This is a genomic window from Microbacterium sp. FG3, from assembly GCF_057809335.1.
Window position 1 is genome coordinate 1 of sequence record NZ_JBMDJT010000038.1, and the last position, 25318, is coordinate 25318.

Here is a 25318-nt window from a genome sequence, read left to right on the forward strand (position 1 = left end):
GCGGTGGTCGCTTCATCTCCGCGGCCTCCGGCCGCTCCGTTCAGCAACCGATCGGCGCCACCCCACGGTTGCTGAACGAAGGGAGCGTCAGCGAACGAAGATGAAGCGACCACAGCAACCCTCCTCCGGCCCGCACACCGGCCGCGCGGTCCTGTGGATAACGGCCCGAACACCCCGCCCCTCAGATCCGGCAGTCCGGGGAACAAGAAAACCCCCGCCGGGGCGGGGGTTTTCTCAAAGCTGGGGTACCTGGACTCGAACCAAGAACAACTGAGAGCCGCCTGGCCCGCCCGGGCAAAGCCCCGAATCGATGGAGTTCCCCGTAATTTCAGGGATCTCATGGGGTCGAGCCTACCGCCGGCTACCGACAGCTACGCAGTGATTCGTGCTGATTCGCGCCTCCCGGGAGGGTTTCTGGTCACCAATCTGGTCACCGGTTCTCTCCGTCGTCGAGCCTCTGGACGGGCACGAACTCGGCGAGCGGTTGGGGATCTCTGGTGACGTCGTACTGACGCAGCAAGGCGATGTATCGTCGCTTGTCGATGTCCCAGTCGTACGTCTCTGCGATCGCCTCCGCGTCTTGCGCGGCGAGGAACACCAGGTCGGCGAGCAGGCGCGTCGTTCGCCCGTTCCCGTCGACGAAGCCGTGGATGCGGACGGACTCGGCATGTACGGCGATGCCGAGTTCGCGTGCTGTCCAGTCGTCGGTGCGCTCCCAGCGGTACCGGATATTGTCGAGCGATCCGCGGAGCTCGACGGCGATGCGCTCGGGTTCGACGCCGATGTTGAGATCACGCGTTCGGTACCGACCTGCCCACGTCCACAAGTCTCCGTAGAGCTTCTGATGCAGGTCACGGAGGAACGCGTCCGTGAGGATGTCGGTGAGCACGAGTCGCCCGTCGGCGATGTCGTCGAGCAACGCGATGCTGACGTCATCGCTGATCGCCTGCTCAGCTTCGTAGAGGTCGATCTTCTTCGGCTCATCGCCGAAGATCTCACGAGCCTGTGGGGTGAGGGCGTCTGCTTCTTCCGGGTCCAACGGCGTCTCGCCGTATCCGGGCCCGACACCCATCAAATGCGCTGCTTGCGCGCGGCGAGGAAGCGCTCGACCCGCTCAGAACGAGTAACACCGACCGGCACCGACCTGTTCTCCAACGCCGCCGACGCCCGCGTGGAACGCAGAGCGGCACGATGAAGCGCCTCACGAGTGACGTCCTTGCGCTTCATATGCTCACCTCCGGGAAAACAGGATCGACTTCATTCTATCGTGCCGACTCCCTTCTGGCGGGGCGCGGTACACGCCCCACCCCAGGCACTTCCCTGGCCAGCAGTTGGGCGGACACCGACCTGCTCCGCGAGAATTGATCGCGATGGCGCATCCCGACGTGATGTGCCCGTGACGGGAGAAGGAAGATGGCATCCGAGAAGTTCGAGGCACCGGATCTTCAGAAGTTCATCGCCTCGCTGAGGCCCGACGCTGATGACCTGGACGATCTCTGGCGGCGCCCCGAGCCGCAGCTCCTCGCCGTCCCCGCAACGGTGCGGGGTTTCCGCATCCGTATCGACCTGCAGCGCACGAAGCCGCCGGTGTGGCGACGTGTCGAGGTGCCCGGCGACATCCTCCTCCCGCGGCTGCACGAGGTGATCCAGGCGGCGATGGGATGGACCGACAGCCACCTGCACCGCTTCCGCACGAGCAATGACCGCAACGCTCCCGAGTTCCTCACCCAGTTCGACCTCGACGAGGGCGACGAGGGGATGCTCGAAGACGATGTGCGCCTCGACCAGGTCATCGCTGATGAGGGCGACCGGCTCTGGTATGACTACGACTTCGGCGATGGCTGGGCGCATATCCTGCGCGTCGAGAAGGTGCTCGACAGCACTCGCCCGGTCCCGGTATGCGTCGGCGGGAAGCTCGCCTGCCCACCAGAGGACTGCGGCGGCGTCTGGGGCTACAGCGAACTCGCCGATTGGGTGCGCAACGACTACGACGACGCACTCAGACCCGAGGTGTTCGACAGCGCCGAGGAAGGACGCGCCTGGCTGCCCGACGGCTGGCACCCCGATGTCTTCGATATCGATGAGACGAACGAACTGATCGCCGCAGCCACCGCGGAGCCGATCCCGGTCGTCGAGGAACTCGCGTCGCTGCTCGAGCTGGCACGGAACCGCGGCGCACGCGGCCTGCGCAACGCGCTTGCGCATCCGGCCGCTTCCGGTGGGACCGATGTCACCACCGACGAGGCTGCCGACCTCACCGAGCCGTTCCGTGTGCTGCTCGACGTCGTCGGGGACGGCGTGACGCGCACCGGCGCCGGGTATCTGAAGCCCGCCGCCATCGAACAGATCGCACACCGCACGGGCATCACCGAATGGTGGATCGGCAAGGCCAACCGCGAAGACCTTACCTGGCCCGTCGCGGAACTCCGCGCCACAGCACGAGCACTGGGGCTCGTCTCGGTGCGCAAGGGCCGCATCGCTCCGACTCAGACCATCGCCAAACGCCGTGACGACCCGCAAGCGATCCTCGGGCACATCATCGGCCGGATCCCACTCGGAACAACCCCCGCCAAGCGGCACGCCGGCTGGATGGCACTCACCGTTGTCGCGAACGAGACACCCGCTGAACTGTGGGAGGAGAGCATCAGTGAGCTCATGTTCGAACTCGGCTGGCGCGATCGCGAGGACCCCTACAGCGCCCCCTCACCCGAGAGTCTCACTCTCGAGACGCTCCGCCTGCTCGCGGGCTCGATGCGCACGAACGGGCGGCCCAAGGGGGTGAACACGGCTGTCGCAGCCATCGCCCGGGCCGTGATACGGGCCTGACCGCCTGGTGGCACCGCAGCAGGGTTTCTGGTCACCAATCTGGTCACCGGATCGGCTGCGGTCAGGTCCGGCAGAAACCGTCACAGGTCCGTCCTACCTATAGCGGTTTCTGTTGGCCCGAATGGTGTGACGGGCGTCGCGCTCCAGCTCCGTTCGGCGGGGCTCCACACGGCCTCGGCGTCGAGCCCCCCGAGCACCGGGTCGACGAAGACAGCAACGGCGGCCACGGTGTCGGAGAACCTCTCCGGCAGACTCGCGCCTGCCTCACCGAGCGCCGTCCGGTAGGCGGCATAGGTCGAGTTGCGTAGCACTGCGAGCCCCTCGGCGGCCTGCGCCAACGGAATCAACGTGGTCCCGCGGAAACCTGCGGTGGCCGTGAGCGCGTCACGCAGTTCCCCGCACTGTAGAGCCTGTGTGCCGGTCAAGAGGTGGATGTCCGCGAAATCACGCACGCGCGTGTTCGCCCGTCGCAGTTCGATCGCGGTAACGAGTTTCTCTGCGAGCACCGTCTCGATCGGGTAGCCCAGGATGCGGATCGGCGGAGTGTCCGGCCGTAGCGACGGCAGATCAACTGTTCGCGGGGCCGGAGTGACGGGGTCGCCGAAGTTGATGTCAAGCCGCAACTTGACCTGCGCTGTTGCGAGCTGTGCCGTCATCGTCACCCGCACACCGGAATACAGCGCATCATCGCGGATCACTGCGGTGGTGACCGTCTCGGGCAGGAACTCGACGCCGTCGTCTGGGTCTTCGATCGTGGCGATCTCGGCCACGCGGCGGGCCACGGTCTCTTGATCGGAGGCTATGTTGCGCGCGAGGGCGTCGGCGTCGACCGTAGGACGGCGGGCGCCGAAGGAAGCCAGCAGCATCCCGCCCTTCAGGATGAAGTCCTCGGCGTACGGTGAGCACGACATCCGCGACAGCCATCGCTCGACGACGTACATCGTGAGCAGTTCCTGCGTGCCACGTTTCTGGCGACGAGCCTGATTCTGCAGGTCGAGGTATGCGCGCCCTGCGGCGCTCTCTCGCGTGGGCCGACTCATCGGGCACTCGCAACATCGAGCGCAGCGCGCATCGGCCCGAACGTCCCCAGCGCCTCCGCGTACTCCAGCAGCAGTGCCGGTTTCGAGTTCGGTGCTGCCAGATATCGGTGAAGCGCGGCGTGCGCGATCGGCTCACCAAGGCGTCTCCGAAATCTCATGAGATCCACCACCGTCCTCGCCGCGTCGTAGATGCGTACCGACTCCCCCGGCCCCGCCTCGAACGACGTCAGCCCGAGTTCGAAAACGGCTTCGTCGAAGCGGAACACCATCACCGGAGGGTAGGTGATTATCGGCGTATGCGACCGCTTGGGAACCGCGATCTGCACTGACGCGGGCATCTCGTCCGTCAGTTCGTGGATTGCTGCCGCCGAGACGCAGCACACGATCGCGCGAGGAGCGCGGTGCGCCACGGCGATCATGTCGGGGTAAGACGCCGGGGGCGCGTCTGCTCGACGGAAGACCCCGCGCGAGAGTTCGATGATCTGCCCGCCATCTCGCCAGGCATAGAGGTCTCGCGGATGCACACCGTGCGCCCGTGAGGTCTCCGTCGTGAACGTCGACGGGAGCGACTCGTTCAGCTCCTTCATGGATACAATCCTCGCACAGCCCACTCAAGTGTGTGCGGTTTTTATCCGCCCCTGGTCACGCGTTCTTCTTGCGCTGGTCAACAGTTCTGCTCTGGCTTCTGCGAAAGCTCCGAAGAGGAGTGCGTCGCGGATCGACCCGCTGAGCCTGTCGAAGATCTCGGCCTCAGCCATCTCCCACCGTGAGGTCGCCGCCGCGGGGACGTCGGTCATTCGGTTGCCTCGCTCCCGGATGCCACCTCGACGACCTGTTCCTCCGCAGAGACTTCTTCGGCGCCTTCGCTGGCGACTGGGAGCCACTCCAGAGAGGTACCAGCGAATCGCTTCGAGTCAGCCAGAGCACGGCTGATCGTTGTCTTACCGGAGCCGTTGGGCCCGAAAAAGAAGTTCACCGGCTTGAGCGGGCCGATGTCTGCACCGGAGGCCGGGTCAAACGCGGGGGCGCCGCGCAACCGAAGGTACTGGAGCATCGTTGCGCCGACCTATGCCTTCGAACCTGAGGGTTTGTTGTCGGCGCGCGCGTCGATGACAACGATGGACTTCTCGCCGCGAAGCTCCAGCTCCTTCAGGACGGCGTCGACCTTCGCCACGTCCGCGTCCGTGTAGCAGACGATCATCTTGACCGATGTGCGCGTGCCGTTCGCCTTCTCGTAGACCTCGACCTGGTTCTGGAGGTTGCGCTTCAGTTGGCTGTTGCTGGCGAGCTTGATCTCGATCAGCGACTTGTCGACGGCCCCCTTGCTCACCTTGAAGTCCACAGGACCGCGCCCGTTGTTGACCTCACGATTCACGTCGAACTCGCTACCGAAGAAGATGAGGCCGAAGAAGAGTTGGACCTCCTTCTCCGTAGCGAGAGGGCGTTCCTGGCCCGGCTTGTTAATGAGCCGGTAGCCGTCCCCTCGAACAGGCGCAAGGCTTCGGTGAGAAGGTACGCGGCGCCTCCCGCGCGACCGGCGAGCCGCATGACTCACGTCCCAAGGATCGTGTCGAGGATGTCGGCGGTGACGACATCAACTTGCTCAGCGGTGATGACGTAGCTGTTGCGGGTGACCATCTCGTTCGCGTGTCCGAGCAGTCGTGACGCGATCGTGAGTCCGGCCGCGCGCTCCACGAGCGTCGCGGTGGTGCGCCGGTAGATGTGCGTCGAGTACTCCTCCACCTCGACACCGAGGCGCACGAGCTCATCGCGGTTATCGTCGATGAACGATCGCAACAGCCGCTCGTAGTTGGACACGCTCATCGGCTTGCCGGTCTTCGTCGGGAACAGCAGCGCCTCCGGTCCTTTCTCCGCAAGCGCGAGCCGGCGTCGCACCGCGTCGGCCGCAAGAGCAGGGAGCGCGATGCGACGGCGTTGGCGAGTGCGCTTCGGGGCATTCTTCCGCTGGACGCCCTGCGCTTTGTTCTGGATCACGGTGCCGTCGATCAGGATCGTCGGCGCGGCGGTGGTCATGTCCACGTCGCAGCGGCGCAGGCCGATGCACTCCCCCACGCGGGCGGAGGTGCCGAGCATGATGTCCATGCCGTCCACGAGCGCCCGCCAGTTCGGGCGCGGCCCCATGCCCTCCGTCTCCCGCCACCGGGTCATGAGGTCGCGGATCGCCTCGATCTGCTGCGGAGTGAGCATCGCGGTCTTCTTCTCCGGCGTCGGCAGCCGCGTGACGTCGCGCACCGGGTTCGTCGGAATCGCGTCGTCGCGCACGGCGAACCCGCAAATGAGCGACAGCACCGAGCGCGCCTTCCGCGCCGACGACACACCCCGGTCGGCGAGAAGATTCTGGATGATCCGATCGCAGCGGCCGACCGTGAGCGCCTCCAGCGTGACGCCGCCACAGACGGGGATGAGCGTGAGACGGACGGTGGTCTCGTAGTTCTCGTATGTCGACCACGACAGCGTGCCGTTCTCGGCGCGCACCTTCACCGTCGGCAGCCATGCCTCCGCCGCCTCCGCGATGGTCGATGCGGCGGTAACGATGGACTTCGTGTGCGTCGTCTGCGCCTTCGCGCGAGACTTTAGCTCCTCGCGGGCCTCAGCTTCGGTGGCGCCTTCGGCACGGAGCTGCATCAACTGACCGGAGTCATCGCGCATCCGGGCGCGCGCCCGCCACTTCCCGTTCGCGAGCTGTGTCACCTGCACCTGACCAATCTCGCCTGCGGCGATCCTCGGCCTAGCCATGACGCTGCTCACGCGCCCAGGCGAGCACGTCGTCGCGGTCGTACTTGACGTGCCGGCCGAGCTTCAGCCACGGCGGCCCTGACTTCGTAAGCCGCCAGCCTTCGAGCGTGCGCTCGGGCACGCCCAGCAGTAGGGCGACCTCGGTCTGGGTCAGGAACGCGGGCTCGACCTCGATGCGTGCATGAGCTTCCATGCCAGACAGGTGCGGAGCGCGTACCCACACGAACGAGCGGGGGCGAGTGCGTACCTCATCAGCAGAGACGAGGGCGAGACGCGCCTCTCGGGGGTTTCTGGTCACCAATCTGGTCACCAGACGCCAGATCGTGCCACTCGACGGAGTGAGGAGGGAGCCGGACTTCCTAGAGAACTCTAGCGATTCGTTGCTGGGGTACCTGGACTCGAACCAAGAACAACTGAACCAGAATCAGCCGTGTTGCCAATTACACCATACCCCAAGGGCCGCGCGGCATGAGCCGCAACGACTGTCTAGCTTACCGCACGCGGTGAGGGCGGCCAAACCGGGCGCCCGCCGCGCGTGTCAGCCCGCGAGCCGGGCCAGCAGCCCGCGCAGGCGCGCGAGCGACTGCTCGCGCCCGAGCAGCTCCATCGACTCGAACAGCGGCGGCGACACCCGGCGGCCGGTGATCGCCACGCGCGGCGGCCCGTACGCGACGCGCGGCTTGAGACCGAGCCCCTCGATGAGGGCGCCGGACAGCGCCGCCTGGATCCCGTCCGCCGCGAAGCCGGCCTCCGGCATCCCCTCGAGCGCATCCACGCACGCGCGCAGCACGTCCGCGGCGTTCGCCGGCAGTGACGCGAGCGCGTCGTCGTCGTAGGTCACCTCGTCGGTGAACAGGAACCCGATCATGCCGGGCGCCTCGCCGAGCAGGGGCAGGCGCTCCTGGATCAGCGGGGCGGCCGCCATGATCAGCTCCGTCTCGCGCTCGGTGAGCTCCTCGCCCACGACCCCGGCCGCGAACAGGTACGGCGTGATGCGCTGCGCGAAGTCCTCAGGCGCGAGCATGCGGATGTGGTCGCCGTTGATCGACTCGGCCTTCTTCTGGTCGAAGCGGGCCGGGTTGGGGTTCACATCGGCGATGTCGAACGCCGCGATGAACTCGTCGAGCGAGAACACGTCGCGGTCGGGGCCGATCGACCAGCCGAGCAGCGCCAGGTAGTTCAGCAGCCCCTCGGGGATGAAGCCCTTCTCGCGCTGCAGGAACAGGTCGGCGCGCGGGTCGCGCTTCGACAGCTTCTTCGTGCCGTCGCCGAGCACGAGCGGCATGTGGCCGAAGCGCGGGATGAAGTCGGTCACGCCCGCGTCGATGAGCGCCTGGTAGAGCACGATCTGGCGCCCGGTGGAGGGCATGAGGTCCTCGCCGCGCAGCACGTGGGTGATGCTCATGAGGGCGTCGTCCACCGGGTTCACGAACGTGTAGAGCGGGATCCCGTTGGGGCGCACGATGACGTAGTCGGGGAACGATCCGGCGGGGAAGGTCACCTCGCCGCGGATCAGGTCCACGTACGTGATGTCCTCGTCCGGCACCTTGAGGCGCAACGCGGGCTGGCGCCCCTCGGCCCGGAACGCGGCCTTCTGCTCCTCGGTCAGGTCGCGGTCGAAGTTGTCGTAGCCCTGCTGCTTGGGGCGGCCGTTCGCCTCGTTGCGGGCGTCGATCTCCTCGGCCGTCGAGAAGCTCTCGTACACGAGCCCCGCGTCCATGAGCTTCTGCAGCACCTCGCGGTGCTGGTCGTGGCGCTCGGACTGACGGTAGGGCGCGTGCGGACCGCCCACTTCGACGCCCTCGTCCCAGTCGATCCGCAGCCAGCGCAGGGCCTCGAGCAGCTGCTGGTAGCTCTCCTCGCTGTCGCGCGCCGCGTCGGTGTCCTCGATCCGGAACACGAGCTTGCCGCCGTGGTGGCGCGCGTAGCCCCAGTTGAACAGGGCGGTGCGGATGAGGCCGACGTGGGGCAGGCCGGTGGGCGACGGGCAGAAGCGCACGCGCACATCGGCGCCCGTCGCGGTCGTGGTGCGGGGATCGGGAGTAGCCATCCCGACCAGCTTAGTTCGGATGGCCGGTGAAAAGAGGGCCCGACGGCGCCGCGGGTCAGGGCACCTGGAACTCGCTGTCGCGCAGGTCGGTCACGAGCATGTGCCCCGGCGCGTGCGTGATGGCCAGCTCGGGCCGCACCTGCATCACCGCGGCCTGCGGCGTCACGCCGCACGCCCAGAACACGGGGATCGTCCCCTCGGCGATGTCGACGGCCTCGCCGAAGTCCGGGCGCGCGAGATCGGCGATCCCGATCGCGGCCGGGTCGCCCACGTGCACGGGCGCACCGTGCACCGCCGGGTAGCGCGACGTGATGCGCACCGCGTCGGCCACGCGCGCGGCGGGGATCGGGCGCATCGACACGACGACGGGGCCCTCGAAGCGGCCCACCCGCTCGGTCGGGATGGTCGTGCGGTACGCATAGCCGGCCGACCAGCCCGCGGTGGGCGTGGCGAGCCCGGCACGGAAGCGCTCGCGCGACGCGGCGGGCGGGAGGATCGAGACGTCGTCGGCGGTGAGGGACATGCCTCGAGGCTAATGCGTCAGCGCGCGCGGCCCGCCGGTGCCAGCAGCACGATGGCCGCCACGACGACGAGGGCGACGAGCGCGAGCCCGCCGTAGCCGATGAGCGCCAGGATGCCGCCGGCGGCGATCGCGCCGACCGATCCGACCAGGCTCATGGCCAGGTCGGATCGACCCTGCCGGCGGGTGCGCAGCGGCGGCGCCGTCGCCTCGGCGAGCAGCGCCGAGCCCGCGACCGTCGACGCGCTCCAGCCCAGCCCCAGCAGCACGAGGGCGACCGTCACGAGCGCCTGGTCGTCCTGCCCGAACGAGGCCAGCAGCAGCGACGCGACGAGGATCGCCTGACCGCCGAGGATCGTCGGCACGCGACCCAGGCGATCCGCGAGGATGCCGAAGACCGGCGAGAGCGCGTACATGCCCGCCACGTGCAGGCTGATCGTGAGGCCGACGATCTGCAGCGAGGCGCCGTGATGCTCCAGGTGAACGGGGGTCATCGACATCACGGCCGCCATGACGCCGTGCGAGCCCGCGACCGCGAAGATCGCGTAGCGGGCGACGCGCGGGCGGTCGGGGTGCTCCGCGAGGGTCGCGGGGCGCGCGGCGTCGCGCTCGCGGGCCAGCAGCAGCGGATCGGGCCGCAGCGCCACGAGGTACAACGCGACGACGAGCGCCTGCGCCACCACGGAGAAGAGGAAGGGGCCGGTGAGCTCCGGCATGCCGATCCGCTGCCCGATCCACTCCCCCGCGCCCAGCAGGTTCGGCCCCGCCACGGACCCGACCGTCGTGGCCCATACGACGAGCGACAGGTCGCGACCGCGCGTGGCGTCGGCGGCGAGGTCGGTCGCGGCGAAGCGCGACTGCAGGTTCACCGTCTGCCCCGCGCCCGTCAGCGCGAAGCCGAGGAGCAGGAGCGGGAACCAGCGCAGGCCCGTCGCCACGATCACGACGAGCACGCCGACGAGCGCGAGCACCATGCCCGTGGTGAGGGCGATGCGGCGGCCGCGCGACGCGGCGGACCGCGCGAGCGGAATCGCGAGCAGCGCGGAGCCGAGCGTGCTCGAGGCGACGGCGAGGCCCGAGAAGCCCTCGGAGCCCGAGATGTCTGCCGCCAGGAGCGCGCCGAGCGACACCGTCGATCCGAACGCGAGCCCGCCGAGGATCTGCCCGCCGGCGAGCGTCGCGACGGTCCGCCGCTGGATGCGCGCCAGGTCGGCGTCGCTCGGCATCAGCCCGCGTCGCGCGCGACGTTGCGGAGGATGCCGATGCCCGGCACCTCGACCTCGATCGTGTCGCCGGCCTGGAACGGGCCGACGCCCTCCGGCGTGCCGGTGAGGATGACGTCGCCGGGCAGCAGCGTGAACGCCGCCGAGATGTACTCGATGAGGAACGGGATGTCGAAGACCATGTCCGCGAACGCGCCCCGCTGCCGCTCCTCGCCGTTCACGCGCGTGATGACCTCGCCCGAGGCCAGGTCGACGTCGGTCTCGATGGCCGGCCCGAGCGGGCAGAACGTGTCGAAGCCCTTCGCGCGCGCCCACTGCCCGTCGGAGCTCTGCAGGTCGCGCGCCGTGACGTCGTTGGCCACGGTGTAGCCGAAGACGTAGTCCATCGCGTTCGCGGCCGGCACGTTCTTGGCGATGCGCCCGATCACCACGGCCAGCTCGCCCTCCCACTGCGTGTCGCTCGACTGCGGCGGGCGCACGATGGCGTCGCCGGGGCCGACGACGCTCGTGTTCGGCTTGAGGAAGATGAGCGGCGTGGTCGGCACGTCGTTGCCGAGCTCGGCGGCGTGCGCGCGGTAGTTGCGCCCCACGCACACGATCTTCGAGCGCGGGATGACGGGCGCCAGCAGCGCGACGTCGCCGAGCGGCACGCGCTCGCCCGTCGTCTCGAACCCGGCGAACATCGGGTCGCCCGCGAGCACGACCAGTTCGCCCTCGTCGAGGATCCCGTAGCGGATGGCGTCGTTGTGGCTGAATCGCGCGATCTTCACCCGGCCAGCCTAGCCAGACCCGCGCTCAGTCGAGCTTGTACAGCCAGCCGCGGGTGTCCTCGCGGCGCCCGTACTGGATGTCCGTGAGCTCCTCGCGCAGCGACAGGCCCAGCGATCCGATCGGCTGCGCGTCCTCGAAGCCCGCGCCCTTGAGCGCGCCGATCGGGGTGACGACCGCCGCGGTGCCGCACGCGAACACCTCGACGATCTCGCCCGAGGCGACGCCCTCGCGCCACTCGGCGAGCGAGACCGCGCGGCGCTCGACGGCGTGGCCGCGGTCGGCCGCGAGCTGCAGGATCGAGTTGCGGGTGACGCCGTCGAGGATGCTCTCGGACTCCGGCGTGACGAGCGTGCCGTCCTTCTTGACGAACACGACGTTCATGCCGCCGAGCTCCTCGATGTTGCCGTCCGCGTCGAGGAACACCACCTGGTCGCAGCCCTGCTGGTACGCCTCCGCCTGCGGCAGCAGGCTCGCGGCGTAGTTGCCGCCGGTCTTGGCCGCCCCGGTGCCGCCGCGCGCCGCGCGGGCGAAGTTCTCGCTGAGCCAGATGCGCACGGGCGTCACGCCGCCCGAGAAGTACGATCCGGCGGGGCTGCCGATCACGTAGAACGCGTACTTCTTCGCAGGCCGCACGCCGAGGAAGGCCTCCTTGGCGAACATGAAGGGGCGCAGGTACAGCGTCTGGTCCGGCCCGCTCGGCACCCAGGCGCCGTCGACCGCGATGAGCTCCCGCAGCGCCTGCAGGAAGTGCTCCTCGGGCAGCTCGGGCATCGACAGGCGCCGGGCGCTGCGGTTGAACCGCCGCGCGTTCTGCTCGGGACGGAAGGTGTAGATCCCGCCGTCGGCGTGCCGGTACGCCTTCAGTCCCTCGAAGATCTCCTGCGCGTAGTGCAGCACGGCGGCGGCCGGATCGAGCGGGATGGGGCCGTAGGGCTGCACGCGCGGGCGGTGCCAGCCGCCCTTCTCCGACCAGCAGATGTCGACCATGTGGTCGGTGAAGACGGTGCCGAAGCCCGGATCGACGAGCAGCGCCTCGCGCTCGGCGGGGCTCTTCGCGGCGAGGTTCTTCGTGACCGCGAACGGAAGCGGTTCCGTGGTGGTGGCTGCGGTGGTCATGTCGGTCCTGTCTGCGTGGGTGCCGGTGGGCGCCGGATCGGAATCGGGTGTCGCGGATCGGAACCCGGCGACCGTGGATCCGCGGGATCCGGCGTCAGTGGAAGATTACGCCTGCAGCCGCGCGGCGATCGCGTCGCCGATCTGCGTGGTGCTGCGCGGCTCCCCCGTGCGGGCGGCGATGTCGCTCTCGATCGCGCGGGTGACGCGCTCGGCCTCGGCGCGCAGGCCGAGGTGATCGAGCAGCAGCGCGACCGATCCGATCGCAGCCGTGGGGTCGGCCGTGCCGGTGCCGGCGATGTCGGGCGCCGATCCGTGCACGGGCTCGAACATCGAGGGGAAGGCGCCTTCGGGGTTGATGTTGCCCGAGGCTGCCAGGCCGATGCCGCCGGTGATGGCGCCGGCCAGGTCCGTGAGGATGTCGCCGAAGAGGTTGTCGGTGACGATCACGTCGAATCTACTCGGTCGATCCACCAGGTGGATGGTCGCCGCGTCGATGTGCATGTAGTCGACCTCGACGTCCGGGTGCTCCGCACCGACCTCGGTGACGACGCGGTTCCACAGCCGCCCGGCGTTGACGAGCACGTTCGTCTTGTGCACGAGCGTGAGGCGCTTCGCGCGCCGCTCGGCCAGCGCGAACGCGTAGCGGACGACGCGCTCGACGCCGAAGGCCGTGTTGACGCCGAGCTCGTTCGCGATCTCGTGCGGGGTGCCGGGCCGCAGCACGCCGCCGTTGCCGACGTACGCGCCCTCGGTGCCCTCGCGCACGATGACGAAGTCCACCTCGCCCGGATCCGCCAGCGGCCCCGGCACGGTCGGGTACAGGCGCGACGGGCGCAGGTTGACGTAGTGGTCGAGCGCGAAGCGCAGCTTCAGCAGCAGGCCGCGCTCGATGCTCGCGTCCTTCAGGCGCGGATCGTTCGGCACGCCGCCCACGGCACCGAGCAGGATCGCGTCGTGCGCGGCGATGGCCGAGAGGTCCTCGTCCGTGAGCACGTCGCCGGTGGCGAGGTAGCGGTCCGCGCCCAGCGAGAACTCCGTGCGCGCGAACGTCGTGCCGGTGCCGGCCGTCGCTGCCTCGAGCACCTTCACGGCCTCGGTCGTGACCTCCGGCCCGATCCCGTCGCCCGGGATCACCGCGAGCCTGATGGTGCGCGACACGATCAGTCCTCGACGATCTCGATCTGGCGGACGATCGTCGCCCCGATCGCCTCGCCGATCTCGGCGAGGAGGTCGTCGGGCACGCGGGCGTTGACGGTGACGATCGACAGGGCCTGGCCGTCGATGGCCTGCGCCACCTGCATGCCCTCGATGTTGATGCCGGCGTCGCCGAACACCTTGCCGTAGATCGCGACGATGCCGGGGCGGTCGTCGTAGCGCATGACGACGTGGTGGGCGGCGATCGGCACCTCGATCTCGTAGCCGTTGATGCCGACGATCTTCTGCACCATCCGCGTGCCGGCCAGTGTGCCGGCCACGCTCAGCGTCGTGCCGTCCGAGAGCGTGCCGCGCAGGATCGTGATGTTGCGGTACTCCGGGCTCTCCTTCTCGACGATCATGCGCGTCTCGATGCCGCGCTGCTCGGCGAAGACGGGGGCGTTGACGTACGAGACGGTCTCGCTCACGACGTTCGCGAGGATGCCCTTGAGCGCCGCGAGGCGGTACACGCTGACGTCGTAGTCGGCCAGCTCGCCGCGCACCTCGATCTCGAGGTGCTGCAGCGCGCCGTGCGCGAGGCCGCTGAAGACCTGGCCCAGCTTCTCGACGAGCGCGATGCCGGGGCGCACGAACGGGTCGATCACGCCGCCGGCGACGTTCACGGCGTCGGGCACGAGGTCGCCCTCGAGGGCGAGCTTGACGGAGCGGGCGACGGACACGCCCGCCTTCTCCTGCGCCTCGTCGGTGGAGGCGCCGAGGTGCGGCGTGGCCACGACGTTCGGCAGCCCCGTGAGGCGCGTGTCGGCGGGCGGCTCGCTCGTGAAGACGTCGAGGCCGGCGCCGGCGATCTCGCCGTTCGTGAGCGCCTCGTGCAGCGCCTCCTCGTCGATCAGGCCGCCGCGGGCGACGTTCACGACGTACGCGGTCTTCTTCATGGCCTTGAGCTGCGCGGCGCCGATCATGCCGGTCGTCTCAGGGGTCTTCGGCATGTGGATCGTGAGGAAGTCGGCCTGCGCGACGAGCTCGTCGAGGCTCAGCAGCTCGACGCCCAGCTGCTGGGCGCGCGCGCTCGTGACGTAGGGGTCGTAGGCGACCACGCGCATCCCGAACGCCTGCATGCGCGCGGCGACGAGCGCGCCGATCCGGCCGAGGCCGACGACGCCGAGCGTCTTCTCGAACAGCTCGGTGCCGGTGAAGCTGCTGCGCTTCCACTCCCCCGCGGCGATCGACGCGCGCGCGGCGGGGATGTGGCGGGCGAGGCTGAGGATGTGGCCGCACGTGAGCTCGGCGGCCGAGATGATGTTCGACGTCGGCGCGTTCACGACCATGACGCCGGCGGTCGTGGCCGCCTTGATGTCGACGTTGTCGAGTCCCACGCCCGCGCGGGCGATCACCTTGAGCTTGGGCGCCTGGGCGATCGCCTCGGCGTCCATCTTCGTGGCCGAGCGCACGAGCACGGCGTTCGCCTCGGCCAGCGCCTCGAAGAGCGCGGGGCGGTCGGTGCCGTCCACGGTGCGCACCTCGAAGTCGGGCCCGAGGGCCTCGATCGTGGCGGGCGAGAGCTGTTCGGCGAGGAGGACGACGGGCTTCGACACGGATGGATCCTTCGGTGCTTGTGCGGGCGCGCGGTGCGGGGGCGACGCGCCGCACGCCGTCGGGGCGCGGTCGCCTCCACCTTATCCGCCGCGCGAGGCCGCTCCGGCCCGGCGCGGGCGGGCCCGGCGGCTCAGCCGATCAGGCTGCTCGTGTTGACCGTCGTATATGCCACGACGTCGAGCCAGAACACCGCCACGATGCTCAGCCCGACGAGGAGCAGGATCGCCAGAGTGCGCAGTCCGCGCGTGCGTCCGATCGACACGGCGAGCGCGAAGAGCGCGATCGGCAGCGCGATCGCAAGCAGCCACACGATCCACCCCAGCGGGTTGAGCGACAGCCCGGCGGACGAGGTCGTCTGCACGCTCTGCACGAGCTGCGAGATCGCGCTCCACACGGCGTAGGCGTACAGCAGCGCGAACGCGCCGGCGATCGTGGCGACGATCCAGGTGGGCCGCCTCACGGCGCTCGTCGACTCGGTCACTGCCCGATCACCCCCACCATCACGAACGGCCACGGCACGAGAACGACCACGCCCACGAGCAGCGCCGCGATGCGCAGCCACGCCGGGCGGCCGCGCGTGAGGAACCAGGCGCCTCCGAACCAGATCGCCGGGGCGAGGATGCCGAGCACCATGCTGCCGTGGAACATCGCGTCGGCCACGGCACCGGTCTGCACCTGGATCCACGCGCGCAGGCGCATCGCGCCCAGCAGCCAGCCGATGGTCCACAGCAGGTAGACGCCGCCGAGCACGCCGAGGGTGACGAGCGCGGCGTCGCCGAGGCGCTGCGGCGCGGGCTCGGACTCGCCCGTGGTGGTCTCGTCCGCTGGGCGCTGTTCCGGCTCCGGCTCGACGGCCGGCTCCGGCGGCGCGGCGGCCGGCTCCGGCGCGTCAGCCGGCCTGCTCGCCGGCGCCGCGCCCTCCGGCGCCCCGGGGTCGAGGGTCGGATCGTCCTCGTCGCCCGCCCACGAGAGCGCGTCGTCATCAGGTCGAGCCATACGCCACAGCGTAGCGATCACCGTCGCGGCGCGCCCGCGGGCGTAGCGTGAACGGCATGAAGGTGATCGGTGCGGTGCGCGCGTCGCGGCGCACGCCCGCGCTGCAGGCGGCGAAGGCGTTCCTCGCCACGATCGCGGCGTGGCTGCTCGCGAGCTGGCTGATCCAGGACGGCCCGCCCCCGGTGTTCGCGGCGATCGCGGCGCTGCTCGTGGTGCAGCCGAGCCTGAACCAGTCGTACCTCAAGGGGATCGAGCGCAGCGCGGGCGTGATCGCGGGCGTCGTCGTCGCCTCGCTCGTGGGGCTCGCGCTCCCCGATCCGGCGTGGGCGCTGCCGGTCGCCGTCGGCGCGGCGATCCTGCTGGCCTGGGCGCTGCGGATGACGGCCGGCACGTCGAATCAGGCGGGCATCAGCGCGCTGCTCGTGATCGCGCTCGGCACGGCCACGCCCTCGTACGCGTTCGACCGGGTCATCGAGACGGTGCTGGGCGCGGTCATCGGCTTCGTCGTGAACCTCGCACTCGTGCCGCCCGTCGCGGTCGCGCCGGCGCGCGAGGCGATCGATCGGCTCGGCGAGGAGCTGGCGCGCTCGCTCGAGCGGCTGGCCGACGCGCTCGGCACGACGAACACGGCCGCCGAGCTCGAGTCGCTCATGGTGCAGGCGCGGCTGCTGCGCCCCATGCGCGATGCGGCGGAGGCGGCGCTCGACGCGGCCGACGAGTCGCTCACCCTCAACCCCCGCGCCCGGCGGCACCGCGAGGCCATCGCGGCCCAGCGCGCGCTGCTGGGCACCTTCACGTCGGTGATCCGGCAGACCGTCGGCATGACGCGGGCGTTCTACGACCACCACGACGACGAGATCGCGCGCGAGCCGGCCGTACCCGGCATCGCGGCGCAGCTGCGCGCGGCGGCCCACGACGTGCGTCTGCGCCTGCGTCGCTCCGCGCCCGGCGCGCCCGAGACGACGACGCTGCCCGCGCTCACCTCGCCGCTCACGGCCGATCCGCCCACCGGGCCGCACTGGATCCTCATCGGCTCGCTCCTCGAGGACCTGCGCCGCGTGCACGGCGAGCTCACCGAGCCGCGCGGCGAGGACCGGATGGAAGGATGACGGCATGACCCGGCTCATGCTCCTCGACACGGCCTCGCTGTACTTCCGCGCCTACTACGGCGTGCCCGACACGTTCCGCTCCCCCGACGGCACGGTCGTGAACGCCGTGCGCGGACTGCTCGACATGGTCGCCAAGCTCGTGTCGACGTACGAGCCCACCCGGCTCGTGGCGTGCTGGGACGACGACTGGCGCCCGCAGTGGCGCGTGGACCTGATCCCCACGTACAAGACGCACCGCGTCGTGCAGGAGGTCGTCGGGGCCCCGGACGTCGAGGAGGTGCCCGATCCGCTCGAGGCGCAGGTGCCGATCATCCGCGAGGCGCTCGCGGCGCTCGGCGTCGCGGTGGTCGGAGCGGCGCGGCACGAGGCCGACGACGTGATCGGCACCCTCGCCACGCGCGAGCCCGGCCGCGTCGACGTCGTCACGGGCGACCGCGACCTGTTCCAGCTCGTGGACGACGAGCGCGACGTGCGCGTGATCTACACGGCGCGGGGCATGAGCAGCCTCGAGGTCGTGACCGACGACGTCGTGCGCGCCAAGTACGGCGTGCACGCGGCGCAGTACGCCGACTACGCCACGCTGCGCGGCGACCCGTCCGACGGCCTGCCGGGCGTGAAGGGCGTGGGCGAGAAGACCGCCGCGACCCTGCTGGCGGCGCACGGCGACCTCGCGGGCATCCGGGCGGCGGCCGAGGCCGGCGAGGGGATGTCGGCGGGCGTGCGCGCCAAGCTCGCCGCCGCGGCGGACTATCTCGACGTCGCCCCGCGCGTGGTGGCCGTGGCGCGCGACCTCGAGCTGGAGCCCTTCGACGACGCGCTCGGCGGCTTCGACGCCGAGGCGGCGCGGGCGTTCGCCGCCCGCTGGGGCGTGTCGACCTCGATGGATCGCGCCATCGCGGCGATCACCGCGGTCGCGGGCTGAGCGGGCACCTGCGGGCTCGCCTCAGCGCCGCTGCGCCCCGACGACGGCGCACGTCAGCAGCACGGCGAATCCGACGCCCAGGGCCAGGCTGAAGCCCAGCGAGGCGCTCCAGCCGCCCGTGGCGTCGTGGAGCGCGCCGGCGATCGGGGCGCCGACGGTGCCGAACACGTAGGCCAGCCCCTGCACGAGCGCCGATCCCGTCGCCGCCTCGGCGTCGGTGCGCACCACGCGCATGAGCACCGTGAAGATCACGACGAAGCCGCCCGCATGGGCGATCGATCCGACCGCCGCCCACAGCGCCAGCAGCTGCGGCGCGGCGAGCATGCCCGCGGACACGATGATCCAGCACGCGCTCACGACCGCGGCGGGCACCATGAGCGGCAGGTACCGCGCGAGCACGGGCACGACGAACGCGCCGACGATCGCGCCGCCCTGGAAGATCGACGCGAGCGCGCCCGCCGCCGTCGGATCGGCGCCGGTGAGGTCGGCGGCCATGGCGGGCAGCCAGGTCGAGAGCACGTAGTACGCGGCGGACTGGCACGCGAAGGTGCCGGTCAGCAGCCACACCACGGGGTGCCGCACCGCGCGGCCCCTTCCGGTGAGAACGGGCACGGGTCCGGTCATGGCCAGCGCCTCCGCCGCGCCGCCCGCGGCCCCCGTCGCGCCCGAGTAGCGCTCGGCCCACGTGGCGCCCGGCACGCGGTCGCGCCGCAGGTGCACCGCCCACAGCACGATGCCGACCACCGAGAGCAGGCTCCACGACAGCAGCGCGAGGGGCCAGCCGGTCGCCTGCGCGAGCGGGGCGGTGCCGAGCGTGGCGAAGAGCGAGCCGACGTTGAGCATGGCGGTGTACGCCGCGGTGACGGTCGCGACGTGGCGCTCGGGCACGTCGCGGCGGATGATGACGGGGATGACGACGTTGCCGATCGTGATCGCCGCCCCGGCGACGATCATGCCGGCGATCATCCAGCCGTACGACGGCACGGAGCGCACGAGCGTGCCAGCGATGACGCCGGCGAGGCAGACGAGCAGCGCCAGCTCCGGCCCCGCGCGGCGGATGACGAGGGCCGCGGCGGGCGTGACGACGGCGAACATCAGCACGGCGCTCGTCATGATGAGCGACGCGCCGGCGGCGTCCAGGCCCAGCTGCCGCTCGATGTCGCGCAGCACGGGAGAGACGGCCAGCACGGGCGCCCGCAGGCTCAGGGCGGCCACGAGCACGCCCGCGACGACGAGCCACGGGAAGGCCCGCCTCGGCAGGGAGGCGGGCGAGGACATCACCCGGCCAGTCTAGGTCCGCGTCGCCGGAGGCCCCGGGCGGCGGCCCGGGCGTCAGGACGCGGCGCCACGATGCGCGTCAGAACGCGGCGACCTCGCGCGTGGCCCGCACCCAGGCCTCGAGCTTGGCCTCGGCGCGCCCGTCGTCGATCGCGGCGGCCGCCTCGTCCCTGGCCTCGATCAGGCGCTGGATGAGGTTGCGCTGCGCCTGCGCGGGGTCCTGCGACAGGCGGTACGCGACGATGCCGGCGGCGGCGTTGAGCAGCACGATGTCGCGCACCGCCCCCTGCTCGCCGGCGAGCGTGCGGCGCAGCACGGCGGCGTTGTGCACCGGATCGCCGCCGCGGATGTCGTCGAGGGTGGCGGTGGGCATGCCGAGGTCGCGCGGGTGGATGTCGAACTCGTGCTGGTCGCCGTTGGAGATCTGCCAGATGCGGCTGTAGCCGGTGGTCGTCAGCTCGTCGAGGCCGTCCTCGCCGCGGAAGACGAGCGCGGTCGCACCGCGCGTGCGGAACACGCCCGCGATGAGGGGCACGACGTCGGGGTTGGCGACGCCGACCGCGTTCGCCTCGGCGCGCGCCGGGTTCACGAGCGGCCCGAGGAAGTTGAACACCGTGGGCACGCCGAGCTCGCCGCGCACGGGGGCGGCGTGCTTGAAGCCGGGATGGAACGCGGCCGCCCACGCGAACGTGATGCCCGCGCGCTCGAGCACGCCGGCCACGGCCTCGGGCGACAGCGTCAGGTCGATGCCGAGCTGGCCGAGCACGTCGGACGAACCCGTCTTCGAGCTGACCGCGCGGTTGCCGTGCTTGACGACGGGCACGCCCGTGGCGGCGATGACGATCGAGGCGGTCGTCGAGACGTTGACCGTGCCGATCCGATCGCCGCCCGTGCCGACGATGTCGAGCACGTTCGGGTCGACGGGCAGCGGAACGGCCGCGTCGAGGATCGCGTCGCGGAAGCCGATGATCTCCTCGACCGACTCGCCCTTCGCGCGCAGCGCCGTGAGGAAGCCGCCGAGCTGCGCGGGCGTGGCCTCGCCGCGCATGACGCGCGTCATGGCCCACGTGGCCTCCGACACGCTGAGATCGGCGCCGGACAGGAGCGCGGTGAACACGTCGGGCCAGGTGGGTTCCGCCATGCTCCCGATCCTATCCACGGCCGATCGTCGGCGGTTTCCCGCCTGGTTCGCAGGCTTCTCTTAGGGCACCCTAACTTCGACGCGATGTCGAAGCTGCCTGGACCATGCCCGCGCATCGGCAATAATGGACGGGTGACGACCCCTGCGATGTATGCCCCGGCACCGAAAGTGAAGCGACCTGACCCGGTCGCGGTCGGCACGATTGTCTGGCTCGGCAGCGAAGTCATGTTCTTCGCCGGCCTCTTCGCGATCTACTTCACGCTTCGCAGCACCAGCCCGGAGCTGTGGGCGGATCGCACCGAGCTGCTCAACGTGCCGTTCGCCCTGGTCAACACGATCATCCTGGTGCTCTCCAGTGTGACGTGCCAGATGGGCGTGTTCGCCGCCGAGCGCGGGCAGCCGTACCGCGTCAAGGGCACCGGCTGGAAGTCGTGGGGCATGGTCGAGTGGTTCTGGCTCACCTTCATCCTCGGCGCGGTCTTCGTGTCGGGTCAGGTGTGGGAGTACGCGCAGCTCATCGCCGAGGGAATGCCGATCAGCGCCGACCCGTACGCGTCGGCGTTCTACCTCACCACCGGGTTCCACGCCCTGCACGTCACGGGCGGCCTCGTCGCGTTCCTGCTCACGATCGGCCGCGTCTACGCGGTCAAGCAGTTCCGCCGCAAGGAGGAGACCACCGCGATCGTCGTGTCGTACTACTGGCACTTCGTCGACGTGGTCTGGCTTGCCCTGTTCGCCGTCATCTACTTCCTCAAGTGAGACCGGAGCTGAAGAAACACATGGCACGCGAGAAGAAGATGCGTCGCTCGACCGGCCGCCGGAGCCCCCTGGCCACGGCCGCCCTCATCGGGATCGGCCTGCTCATCACGGGCGGCGGCTATGCGGCCGCATCCGCCGCGGTGGCGTCGACGGCCGAGACCTCCCAGACCCAGACGGCGCTGACCGCCGAGGACGGCGAGAAGCTGTTCCAGGCCAACTGCGCCACCTGCCACGGCCTCGACCTGCAGGGCACCGACAACGGCCCCTCGCTCGTCGGCGTCGGCGAGCTGGCCGTGGAGTTCCAGGTGTCGACCGGCCGCATGCCGCTGCAGGCGCAGGGCCCGCAGGCCCCGCAGAAGCCCGTGCAGTTCACCGAGGAGCAGATCCAGGCCATGGCGGCCTACGTGCACTCGGTGGCCCCCGGCCCGAGCTACCCGTCCGACCACGTGCTGGACGGCGAGGGCGACGTGGCGCGCGGCGCCGAGCTGTTCCGCATCAACTGCGCCATGTGCCACAACGTGGCCGCCGCGGGCGGTGCCCTCACGGAGGGCAAGTACGCCCCGGACATCCTGGACACCAGCGGCCTGCACATCTACGCCGCCATGGTGACGGGGCCGCAGAACATGCCCGTCTTCAACGACATGAACCTCACGCAGGAAGACAAGCGCGACATCATCTCGGCGCTGCTCTATCAGCAGCAGATGGAGGCCCCGGGCGGCTTCACGCTCGGCTCGCTGGGACCGGTTTCCGAGGGCCTGTTCATCTGGATCTTCGGTATCGGCGCCCTCGTGGCGATCACGGTGTGGATCACCGCGAAGTCGAACTGACGCATGACGAACGAACGTGAAGTGACGAGGAGCACCATGGCACACGAGGGCGAAACGCAGGCGGTGGAGGCGTACCAGGCCTCCCCCGGCCTCGCCGTCCCTGTCTCAGACCCCGTGCGGAACCCGGGTCTGCCGCCGCACCGTGAGCGGATGACCGACAAGGACCCGAAGGCCGAGAAGGCCGCGGTCCGCACGGTCTACACGCTGTTCTACATCTCGGCCGCCGCGAGCCTCTGGGCCGTCGCCGCCTACATGCTGTTCCCGATCGAGGACGGATCCTTCCTCTCGATCCGCTACAACAACATGTTCATCGGCCTCGGCATCGCCGCCGCCCTGCTGTCGATCGGCATCGGCGCGATCCACTGGTCCAAGGCGCTCATGAGCGACAAGGAGTACGTCGAGGAGCGTCACAGCACGCGCGGCTCGGAGCCGACGCGCGCCGCCGCCGTCCAGGCGTTCTCGGACGCGAACGACGACTCGGGCTTCGGCCGCCGCAAGATGATCCGCAACTCGCTGTTCGTCGCGCTCGGCGCCTCGATCCTGCCCGGCCTCACCCTGTTCCGCGGTCTCGCGCCGATGGACCAGGACCCCGTGCACCTGCTCAAGCACACCATGTGGGAAGAGGGCATGCGCCTGGCCCGCGATCCCGAGGGCACGCCCATCAAGGCGTCGGAGGTCACCCTCGGCTCGGCCTTCCACGTCATCCCCGAGGAGCTCGCGAGCCTCGGCCACGACGAGGGCTACCTCGAGGAGAAGGCCAAGGCCATCGTGCTGCTCATGCGCCTGCTCCCCGAGCAGCTCATCGAGCGCGAGGAGCGCAAGGACTGGTCGTACGACGGCATCGTCGCGTACTCCAAGGTCTGCACCCACGTCGGCTGCCCCGTCGCCCTGTACGAGCAGCAGACGCACCACCTGCTCTGCCCGTGCCACCAGTCGCAGTTCGACGTGACCGAGGAGGCGAAGGTCATCTTCGGACCCGCCGCCCGGCCCCTGCCGCAGCTGCCGATCACCGTCGACGACGAGGGCTACCTCGTCGCCCGCAGCGACTTCACCGAGCCTGTCGGCCCGAGCTTCTGGGAGCGCCACGCATGAGCACCACCACGCTTCAGGAAGAGAAGAAGGACGACAAGCCGCTCGGCGGCAAGTTCGTCGGCGCCGCCGCCAACTACATCGACGAGCGCACCAGCCTGTCGGGCTTCGTCAAGGAGCTCGGCCGCAAGGTCTTCCCCGACCACTGGTCGTTCATGCTCGGCGAGATCGCGCTCTGGTCGTTCGTCGTCGTGCTCCTCTCGGGCACGTTCCTGACATTCTTCTTCCAGGCCTCGATGGTCGAGACCCACTACCACGGCGCCTACGAGCCCATGCGCGGCATCGCGATGTCGGCGGCGCTCGAGTCGACGCTGCACATCTCGTTCGACCTGCGCGGTGGCCTGCTCGTCCGCCAGATCCACCACTGGGCCGCGCTGGTCTTCGTGGCCGGCATCGGCGTGCACATGCTGCGCGTGTTCTTCACGGGCGCGTTCCGCAAGCCGCGCGAGCTGAACTGGGTGATCGGCTTCGTGCTGTTCATCCTGGCGATGGCCGAGGGCTTCACCGGCTACTCGCTCCCCGACGACCTGCTCTCGGGCAACGGCCTGCGCATCATCGACGGCATGATCAAGGGCATCCCTCTGATCGGCACGTGGACCTCGTTCCTGCTGTTCGGCGGCGAGTTCCCCGGAACCGACATCGTCGGCCGCCTCTACACGCTGCACATCCTGATCCTGCCGCTCCTGGTGATCGCCCTCGTGGGCCTGCACCTGCTGCTCATGATCGTGAACAAGCACACGCAGTTCGCCGGCCCCGGCCGCTCGAACGACAACGTCGTGGGCTACCCGATGATGCCCGTGTACCTGGCCAAGATGGGCGGCTTCTTCTTCATCGTCTTCGGCGCGATCGTGCTGATCGCCTCGCTGGTGCAGATCAACCCCATCTGGAACTACGGCCCGTACGACCCGTCCCCGGTGTCGGCCGGTACCCAGCCCGACTGGTACATCGGCTTCGCGGACGGCGCCCTGCGTCTGGCCCCGTCGAACTGGGACATCCAGCTCGGCAACTACACGCTCTCGCTCGGCATCCTCGTGCCGGTCGCGATCCTCGGCGTCTTCATCGTGCTGGTGATGTTCTACCCGTTCATCGAGGCGTGGATCACGGGCGACAAGCGCGAGCACCACCTCGCCCAGCGCCCGCGCAACGCCGCGACGCGCACGGCGATCGGCGCCGCCGGTGTCGGCTTCTACGCCACGCTCTGGGCCGCGGCCTCGTCGGACATCATCGCGACCCACTTCGGGCTCACGATGGAGGGAGTGATCCACTTCCTGCAGGCGGTGCTCATCCTCGGCCCGTTCGTGCTGTACTTCATCACGAAGCGCGTGTGCCTGGCTCTGCAGAAGAAGGATCGCGAGATCGTCCTGCACGGCTACGAGTCGGGTCGCATCGTGCGTCTCCCCGGCGGCGAGTACCGCGAGGTGCACAAGCCGATGGACGAGTACGAGCGCTGGAAGCTCATCCCCGAGGCCGGCTACGAGCCGCTCGTGGTGCGCCCCAACGACCAGGGCAGGATCCCGGCGAGCGAGAAGTTCCGCGCGGCGCTGTCGCGCTGGTTCTTCGAGGACCGCCTCGCCCCGCTCACGCAGACGGAGCTCGACCAGGCCGACGCCCACCAGCGCCACGCGCTGGCCGAGTACGGCCCGAGCCCCGAGGAGACGCCGCAGTTCCGCCACGGCGGCGGCCACGCGGAGCTCGAGTCGGGCGACGACACCAAGCACTGATCGCACCGAAAGGGGCCCGGTCTTCGGACCGGGCCCCTTTCGCGTGTGCCTGTGCGTCGGTTTCCGTTTTCGCGTACACGTGTGCGGTGCGGGTGCGGTTCTGCGTTCGCGTGAGCGGTGGCGGTTCCGCGGGGACTGCGGGGTTCCGCCGCCCAGCGGGGGCCCGGTTCGCTTCGCTCACCCCCTACTGGGCAGCGGAACCCCTCCGTCCCCGCTGTGCGCGCCGCGACCGCTCCGCGGAAACCCCCCGGTTGCTGAACGAAGTGAGCGCCAGCGAACGAAGATGAAGCGACCACAGCAACTCCATGACGCTTGCGCTGGTCGCTTCATCTCCGCGCCTCCGGCGCTCCGTTCAGCAACCGCTGGGGTACCCCTCCACAGCAACCGATCACTGTGCGAGCGAAGCGAGCGTGGGGGGGCGC

Annotated in this window: 25 protein-coding genes, 1 tRNA gene and 1 pseudogene; 7 read left to right on the forward strand and 20 right to left on the reverse strand. The window is 70.0% G+C overall.

All coding sequences use genetic code 11. The features are described 5' to 3' along the window. Window positions 1-430: 430 nt before the first annotated feature. Window positions 431-1072 (reverse strand): Fic family protein, encoded by a 642-nt coding sequence (locus tag ACODR5_RS11405; protein WP_449853727.1) that lies wholly within the window; start codon window positions 1070-1072, stop codon window positions 431-433. Next, window positions 1072-1227 carry a hypothetical protein gene (locus tag ACODR5_RS11410; RefSeq protein ID WP_170214235.1) on the reverse strand — a complete coding sequence of 52 codons (156 nt, stop codon included), beginning with the start codon at window positions 1225-1227 and terminating at the stop codon, window positions 1072-1074. Before ACODR5_RS11410 ends, ACODR5_RS11405 begins: the two co-directional genes overlap by 1 nt. A 186-nt stretch (window positions 1228-1413) precedes the next feature. Here ACODR5_RS11410 and ACODR5_RS11415 point away from each other — a divergent pair, with 186 nt between their 5' ends. Further along, window positions 1414-2826, forward strand: coding sequence for a plasmid pRiA4b ORF-3 family protein (locus ACODR5_RS11415; RefSeq protein ID WP_488983703.1), 1413 nt, complete (start codon window positions 1414-1416; stop codon window positions 2824-2826). A gap of 80 nt (window positions 2827-2906) precedes the next feature. Here the strand turns inward: ACODR5_RS11415 and ACODR5_RS11420 are convergent, their stop codons facing one another. The 16 genes and pseudogenes from ACODR5_RS11420 to ACODR5_RS11495 form a co-directional block, all read right to left on the reverse strand. Continuing rightward, the gene (locus tag ACODR5_RS11420) at window positions 2907-3866 is read right to left on the reverse strand and encodes a nucleotidyl transferase AbiEii/AbiGii toxin family protein (RefSeq protein ID WP_488983704.1); all 960 of its coding nucleotides are present in this window, start codon (window positions 3864-3866) and stop codon (window positions 2907-2909) included. Continuing rightward, window positions 3863-4453: a type IV toxin-antitoxin system AbiEi family antitoxin domain-containing protein gene (locus ACODR5_RS11425; RefSeq protein WP_488983705.1), complete on the reverse strand. Its 591-nt coding sequence runs from the start codon at window positions 4451-4453 to the stop codon at window positions 3863-3865. Before ACODR5_RS11425 ends, ACODR5_RS11420 begins: the two co-directional genes overlap by 4 nt. A gap of 206 nt (window positions 4454-4659) precedes the next feature. Continuing rightward, window positions 4660-4920: a hypothetical protein gene (locus tag ACODR5_RS11430; RefSeq protein WP_488983706.1), complete on the reverse strand. Its 261-nt coding sequence runs from the start codon at window positions 4918-4920 to the stop codon at window positions 4660-4662. A gap of 12 nt (window positions 4921-4932) precedes the next feature. Continuing rightward, window positions 4933-5421 (reverse strand): hypothetical protein, encoded by a 489-nt coding sequence (locus ACODR5_RS11435; protein ID WP_449853731.1) that lies wholly within the window; start codon window positions 5419-5421, stop codon window positions 4933-4935. Continuing rightward, the gene (locus ACODR5_RS11440; protein ID WP_488983707.1) at window positions 5418-6623 is read right to left on the reverse strand and encodes a tyrosine-type recombinase/integrase; all 1206 of its coding nucleotides are present in this window, start codon (window positions 6621-6623) and stop codon (window positions 5418-5420) included. The genes ACODR5_RS11435 and ACODR5_RS11440 overlap by 4 nt, the downstream gene beginning before the upstream one ends. Further along, complete coding sequence (locus ACODR5_RS11445; protein WP_460816493.1) at window positions 6616-6816, reverse strand: helix-turn-helix domain-containing protein; 201 nt, start codon at window positions 6814-6816, stop codon at window positions 6616-6618. Before ACODR5_RS11445 ends, ACODR5_RS11440 begins: the two co-directional genes overlap by 8 nt. Before the next feature lie 190 nt (window positions 6817-7006). Beyond that, window positions 7007-7078, reverse strand: a tRNA-Gln gene (locus ACODR5_RS11450). A gap of 83 nt (window positions 7079-7161) precedes the next feature. Then, window positions 7162-8673 (reverse strand): glutamate--tRNA ligase, encoded by a 1512-nt coding sequence (gltX, locus tag ACODR5_RS11455; RefSeq protein ID WP_488983708.1) that lies wholly within the window; start codon window positions 8671-8673, stop codon window positions 7162-7164. Between the two features lie 55 nt (window positions 8674-8728). Then, window positions 8729-9088, reverse strand: a pseudogene (locus tag ACODR5_RS11460) (D-glutamate cyclase family protein); the annotation flags it as partial. Window positions 9089-9213: 125 nt separating this feature from the next. Next, window positions 9214-10419: an MFS transporter gene (locus ACODR5_RS11465; RefSeq protein ID WP_460816496.1), complete on the reverse strand. Its 1206-nt coding sequence runs from the start codon at window positions 10417-10419 to the stop codon at window positions 9214-9216. Next, window positions 10419-11186, reverse strand: a complete 768-nt coding sequence (locus ACODR5_RS11470) for a fumarylacetoacetate hydrolase family protein (protein ID WP_488983709.1) — start codon at window positions 11184-11186, stop codon at window positions 10419-10421. Before ACODR5_RS11470 ends, ACODR5_RS11465 begins: the two co-directional genes overlap by 1 nt. 25 nt (window positions 11187-11211) lie before the next feature. Further along, window positions 11212-12303 carry a branched-chain amino acid aminotransferase gene (locus tag ACODR5_RS11475; protein ID WP_460816499.1) on the reverse strand — a complete coding sequence of 364 codons (1092 nt, stop codon included), beginning with the start codon at window positions 12301-12303 and terminating at the stop codon, window positions 11212-11214. A 105-nt stretch (window positions 12304-12408) separates the two neighbouring features. Next, window positions 12409-13461 (reverse strand): 3-isopropylmalate dehydrogenase, encoded by a 1053-nt coding sequence (locus ACODR5_RS11480; protein ID WP_488983710.1) that lies wholly within the window; start codon window positions 13459-13461, stop codon window positions 12409-12411. Between the two features lie 2 nt (window positions 13462-13463). Beyond that, window positions 13464-15053: a phosphoglycerate dehydrogenase gene (gene serA, locus ACODR5_RS11485; RefSeq protein ID WP_488983711.1), complete on the reverse strand. Its 1590-nt coding sequence runs from the start codon at window positions 15051-15053 to the stop codon at window positions 13464-13466. A gap of 131 nt (window positions 15054-15184) precedes the next feature. Further along, window positions 15185-15535: a hypothetical protein gene (locus tag ACODR5_RS11490; protein WP_460816502.1), complete on the reverse strand. Its 351-nt coding sequence runs from the start codon at window positions 15533-15535 to the stop codon at window positions 15185-15187. Beyond that, window positions 15532-16050, reverse strand: a complete 519-nt coding sequence (locus ACODR5_RS11495) for a DNA polymerase III subunit gamma/tau (RefSeq protein WP_488983712.1) — start codon at window positions 16048-16050, stop codon at window positions 15532-15534. The genes ACODR5_RS11490 and ACODR5_RS11495 overlap by 4 nt, the downstream gene beginning before the upstream one ends. 56 nt (window positions 16051-16106) lie before the next feature. On the opposite strand from ACODR5_RS11495, the gene ACODR5_RS11500 reads away from it, so the two are divergent. Further along, a complete protein-coding gene (locus tag ACODR5_RS11500; RefSeq protein WP_488983713.1) occupies window positions 16107-17159 on the forward strand; it encodes an FUSC family protein in 1053 nt (350 codons plus the stop codon). A 4-nt stretch (window positions 17160-17163) separates the two neighbouring features. Next, window positions 17164-18081 (forward strand): 5'-3' exonuclease, encoded by a 918-nt coding sequence (locus ACODR5_RS11505; RefSeq protein ID WP_460816508.1) that lies wholly within the window; start codon window positions 17164-17166, stop codon window positions 18079-18081. Between the two features lie 21 nt (window positions 18082-18102). On the opposite strand, the gene ACODR5_RS11510 is transcribed toward ACODR5_RS11505, so the two are convergent. Beyond that, window positions 18103-19359 (reverse strand): MFS transporter, encoded by a 1257-nt coding sequence (locus ACODR5_RS11510; RefSeq protein WP_488983716.1) that lies wholly within the window; start codon window positions 19357-19359, stop codon window positions 18103-18105. A gap of 79 nt (window positions 19360-19438) precedes the next feature. Next, on the reverse strand, window positions 19439-20500 hold the full coding sequence (trpD, locus tag ACODR5_RS11515; protein ID WP_460816512.1) for an anthranilate phosphoribosyltransferase: 1062 nt from the start codon (window positions 20498-20500) through the stop codon (window positions 19439-19441). Between the two features lie 147 nt (window positions 20501-20647). Here trpD and ctaE point away from each other — a divergent pair, with 147 nt between their 5' ends. Genes ctaE through qcrB form a run of 4 tightly spaced genes read left to right on the forward strand, consistent with a single transcriptional unit; the run spans window position 20648 to window position 24896 of the window. Then, window positions 20648-21259, forward strand: a complete 612-nt coding sequence (gene ctaE, locus ACODR5_RS11520) for an aa3-type cytochrome oxidase subunit III (protein WP_488983717.1) — start codon at window positions 20648-20650, stop codon at window positions 21257-21259. A 20-nt stretch (window positions 21260-21279) separates the two neighbouring features. Beyond that, the gene (gene qcrC / locus ACODR5_RS11525) at window positions 21280-22086 is read left to right on the forward strand and encodes a cytochrome bc1 complex diheme cytochrome c subunit (protein ID WP_488983714.1); all 807 of its coding nucleotides are present in this window, start codon (window positions 21280-21282) and stop codon (window positions 22084-22086) included. A gap of 36 nt (window positions 22087-22122) precedes the next feature. Then, on the forward strand, window positions 22123-23178 hold the full coding sequence (qcrA, locus tag ACODR5_RS11530; protein ID WP_449853750.1) for a cytochrome bc1 complex Rieske iron-sulfur subunit: 1056 nt from the start codon (window positions 22123-22125) through the stop codon (window positions 23176-23178). Then, complete coding sequence (gene qcrB / locus ACODR5_RS11535) at window positions 23175-24896, forward strand: cytochrome bc1 complex cytochrome b subunit (protein WP_488983715.1); 1722 nt, start codon at window positions 23175-23177, stop codon at window positions 24894-24896. The genes qcrA and qcrB overlap by 4 nt, the downstream gene beginning before the upstream one ends. The last annotated feature ends 422 nt before the right edge of the window (window positions 24897-25318 follow it).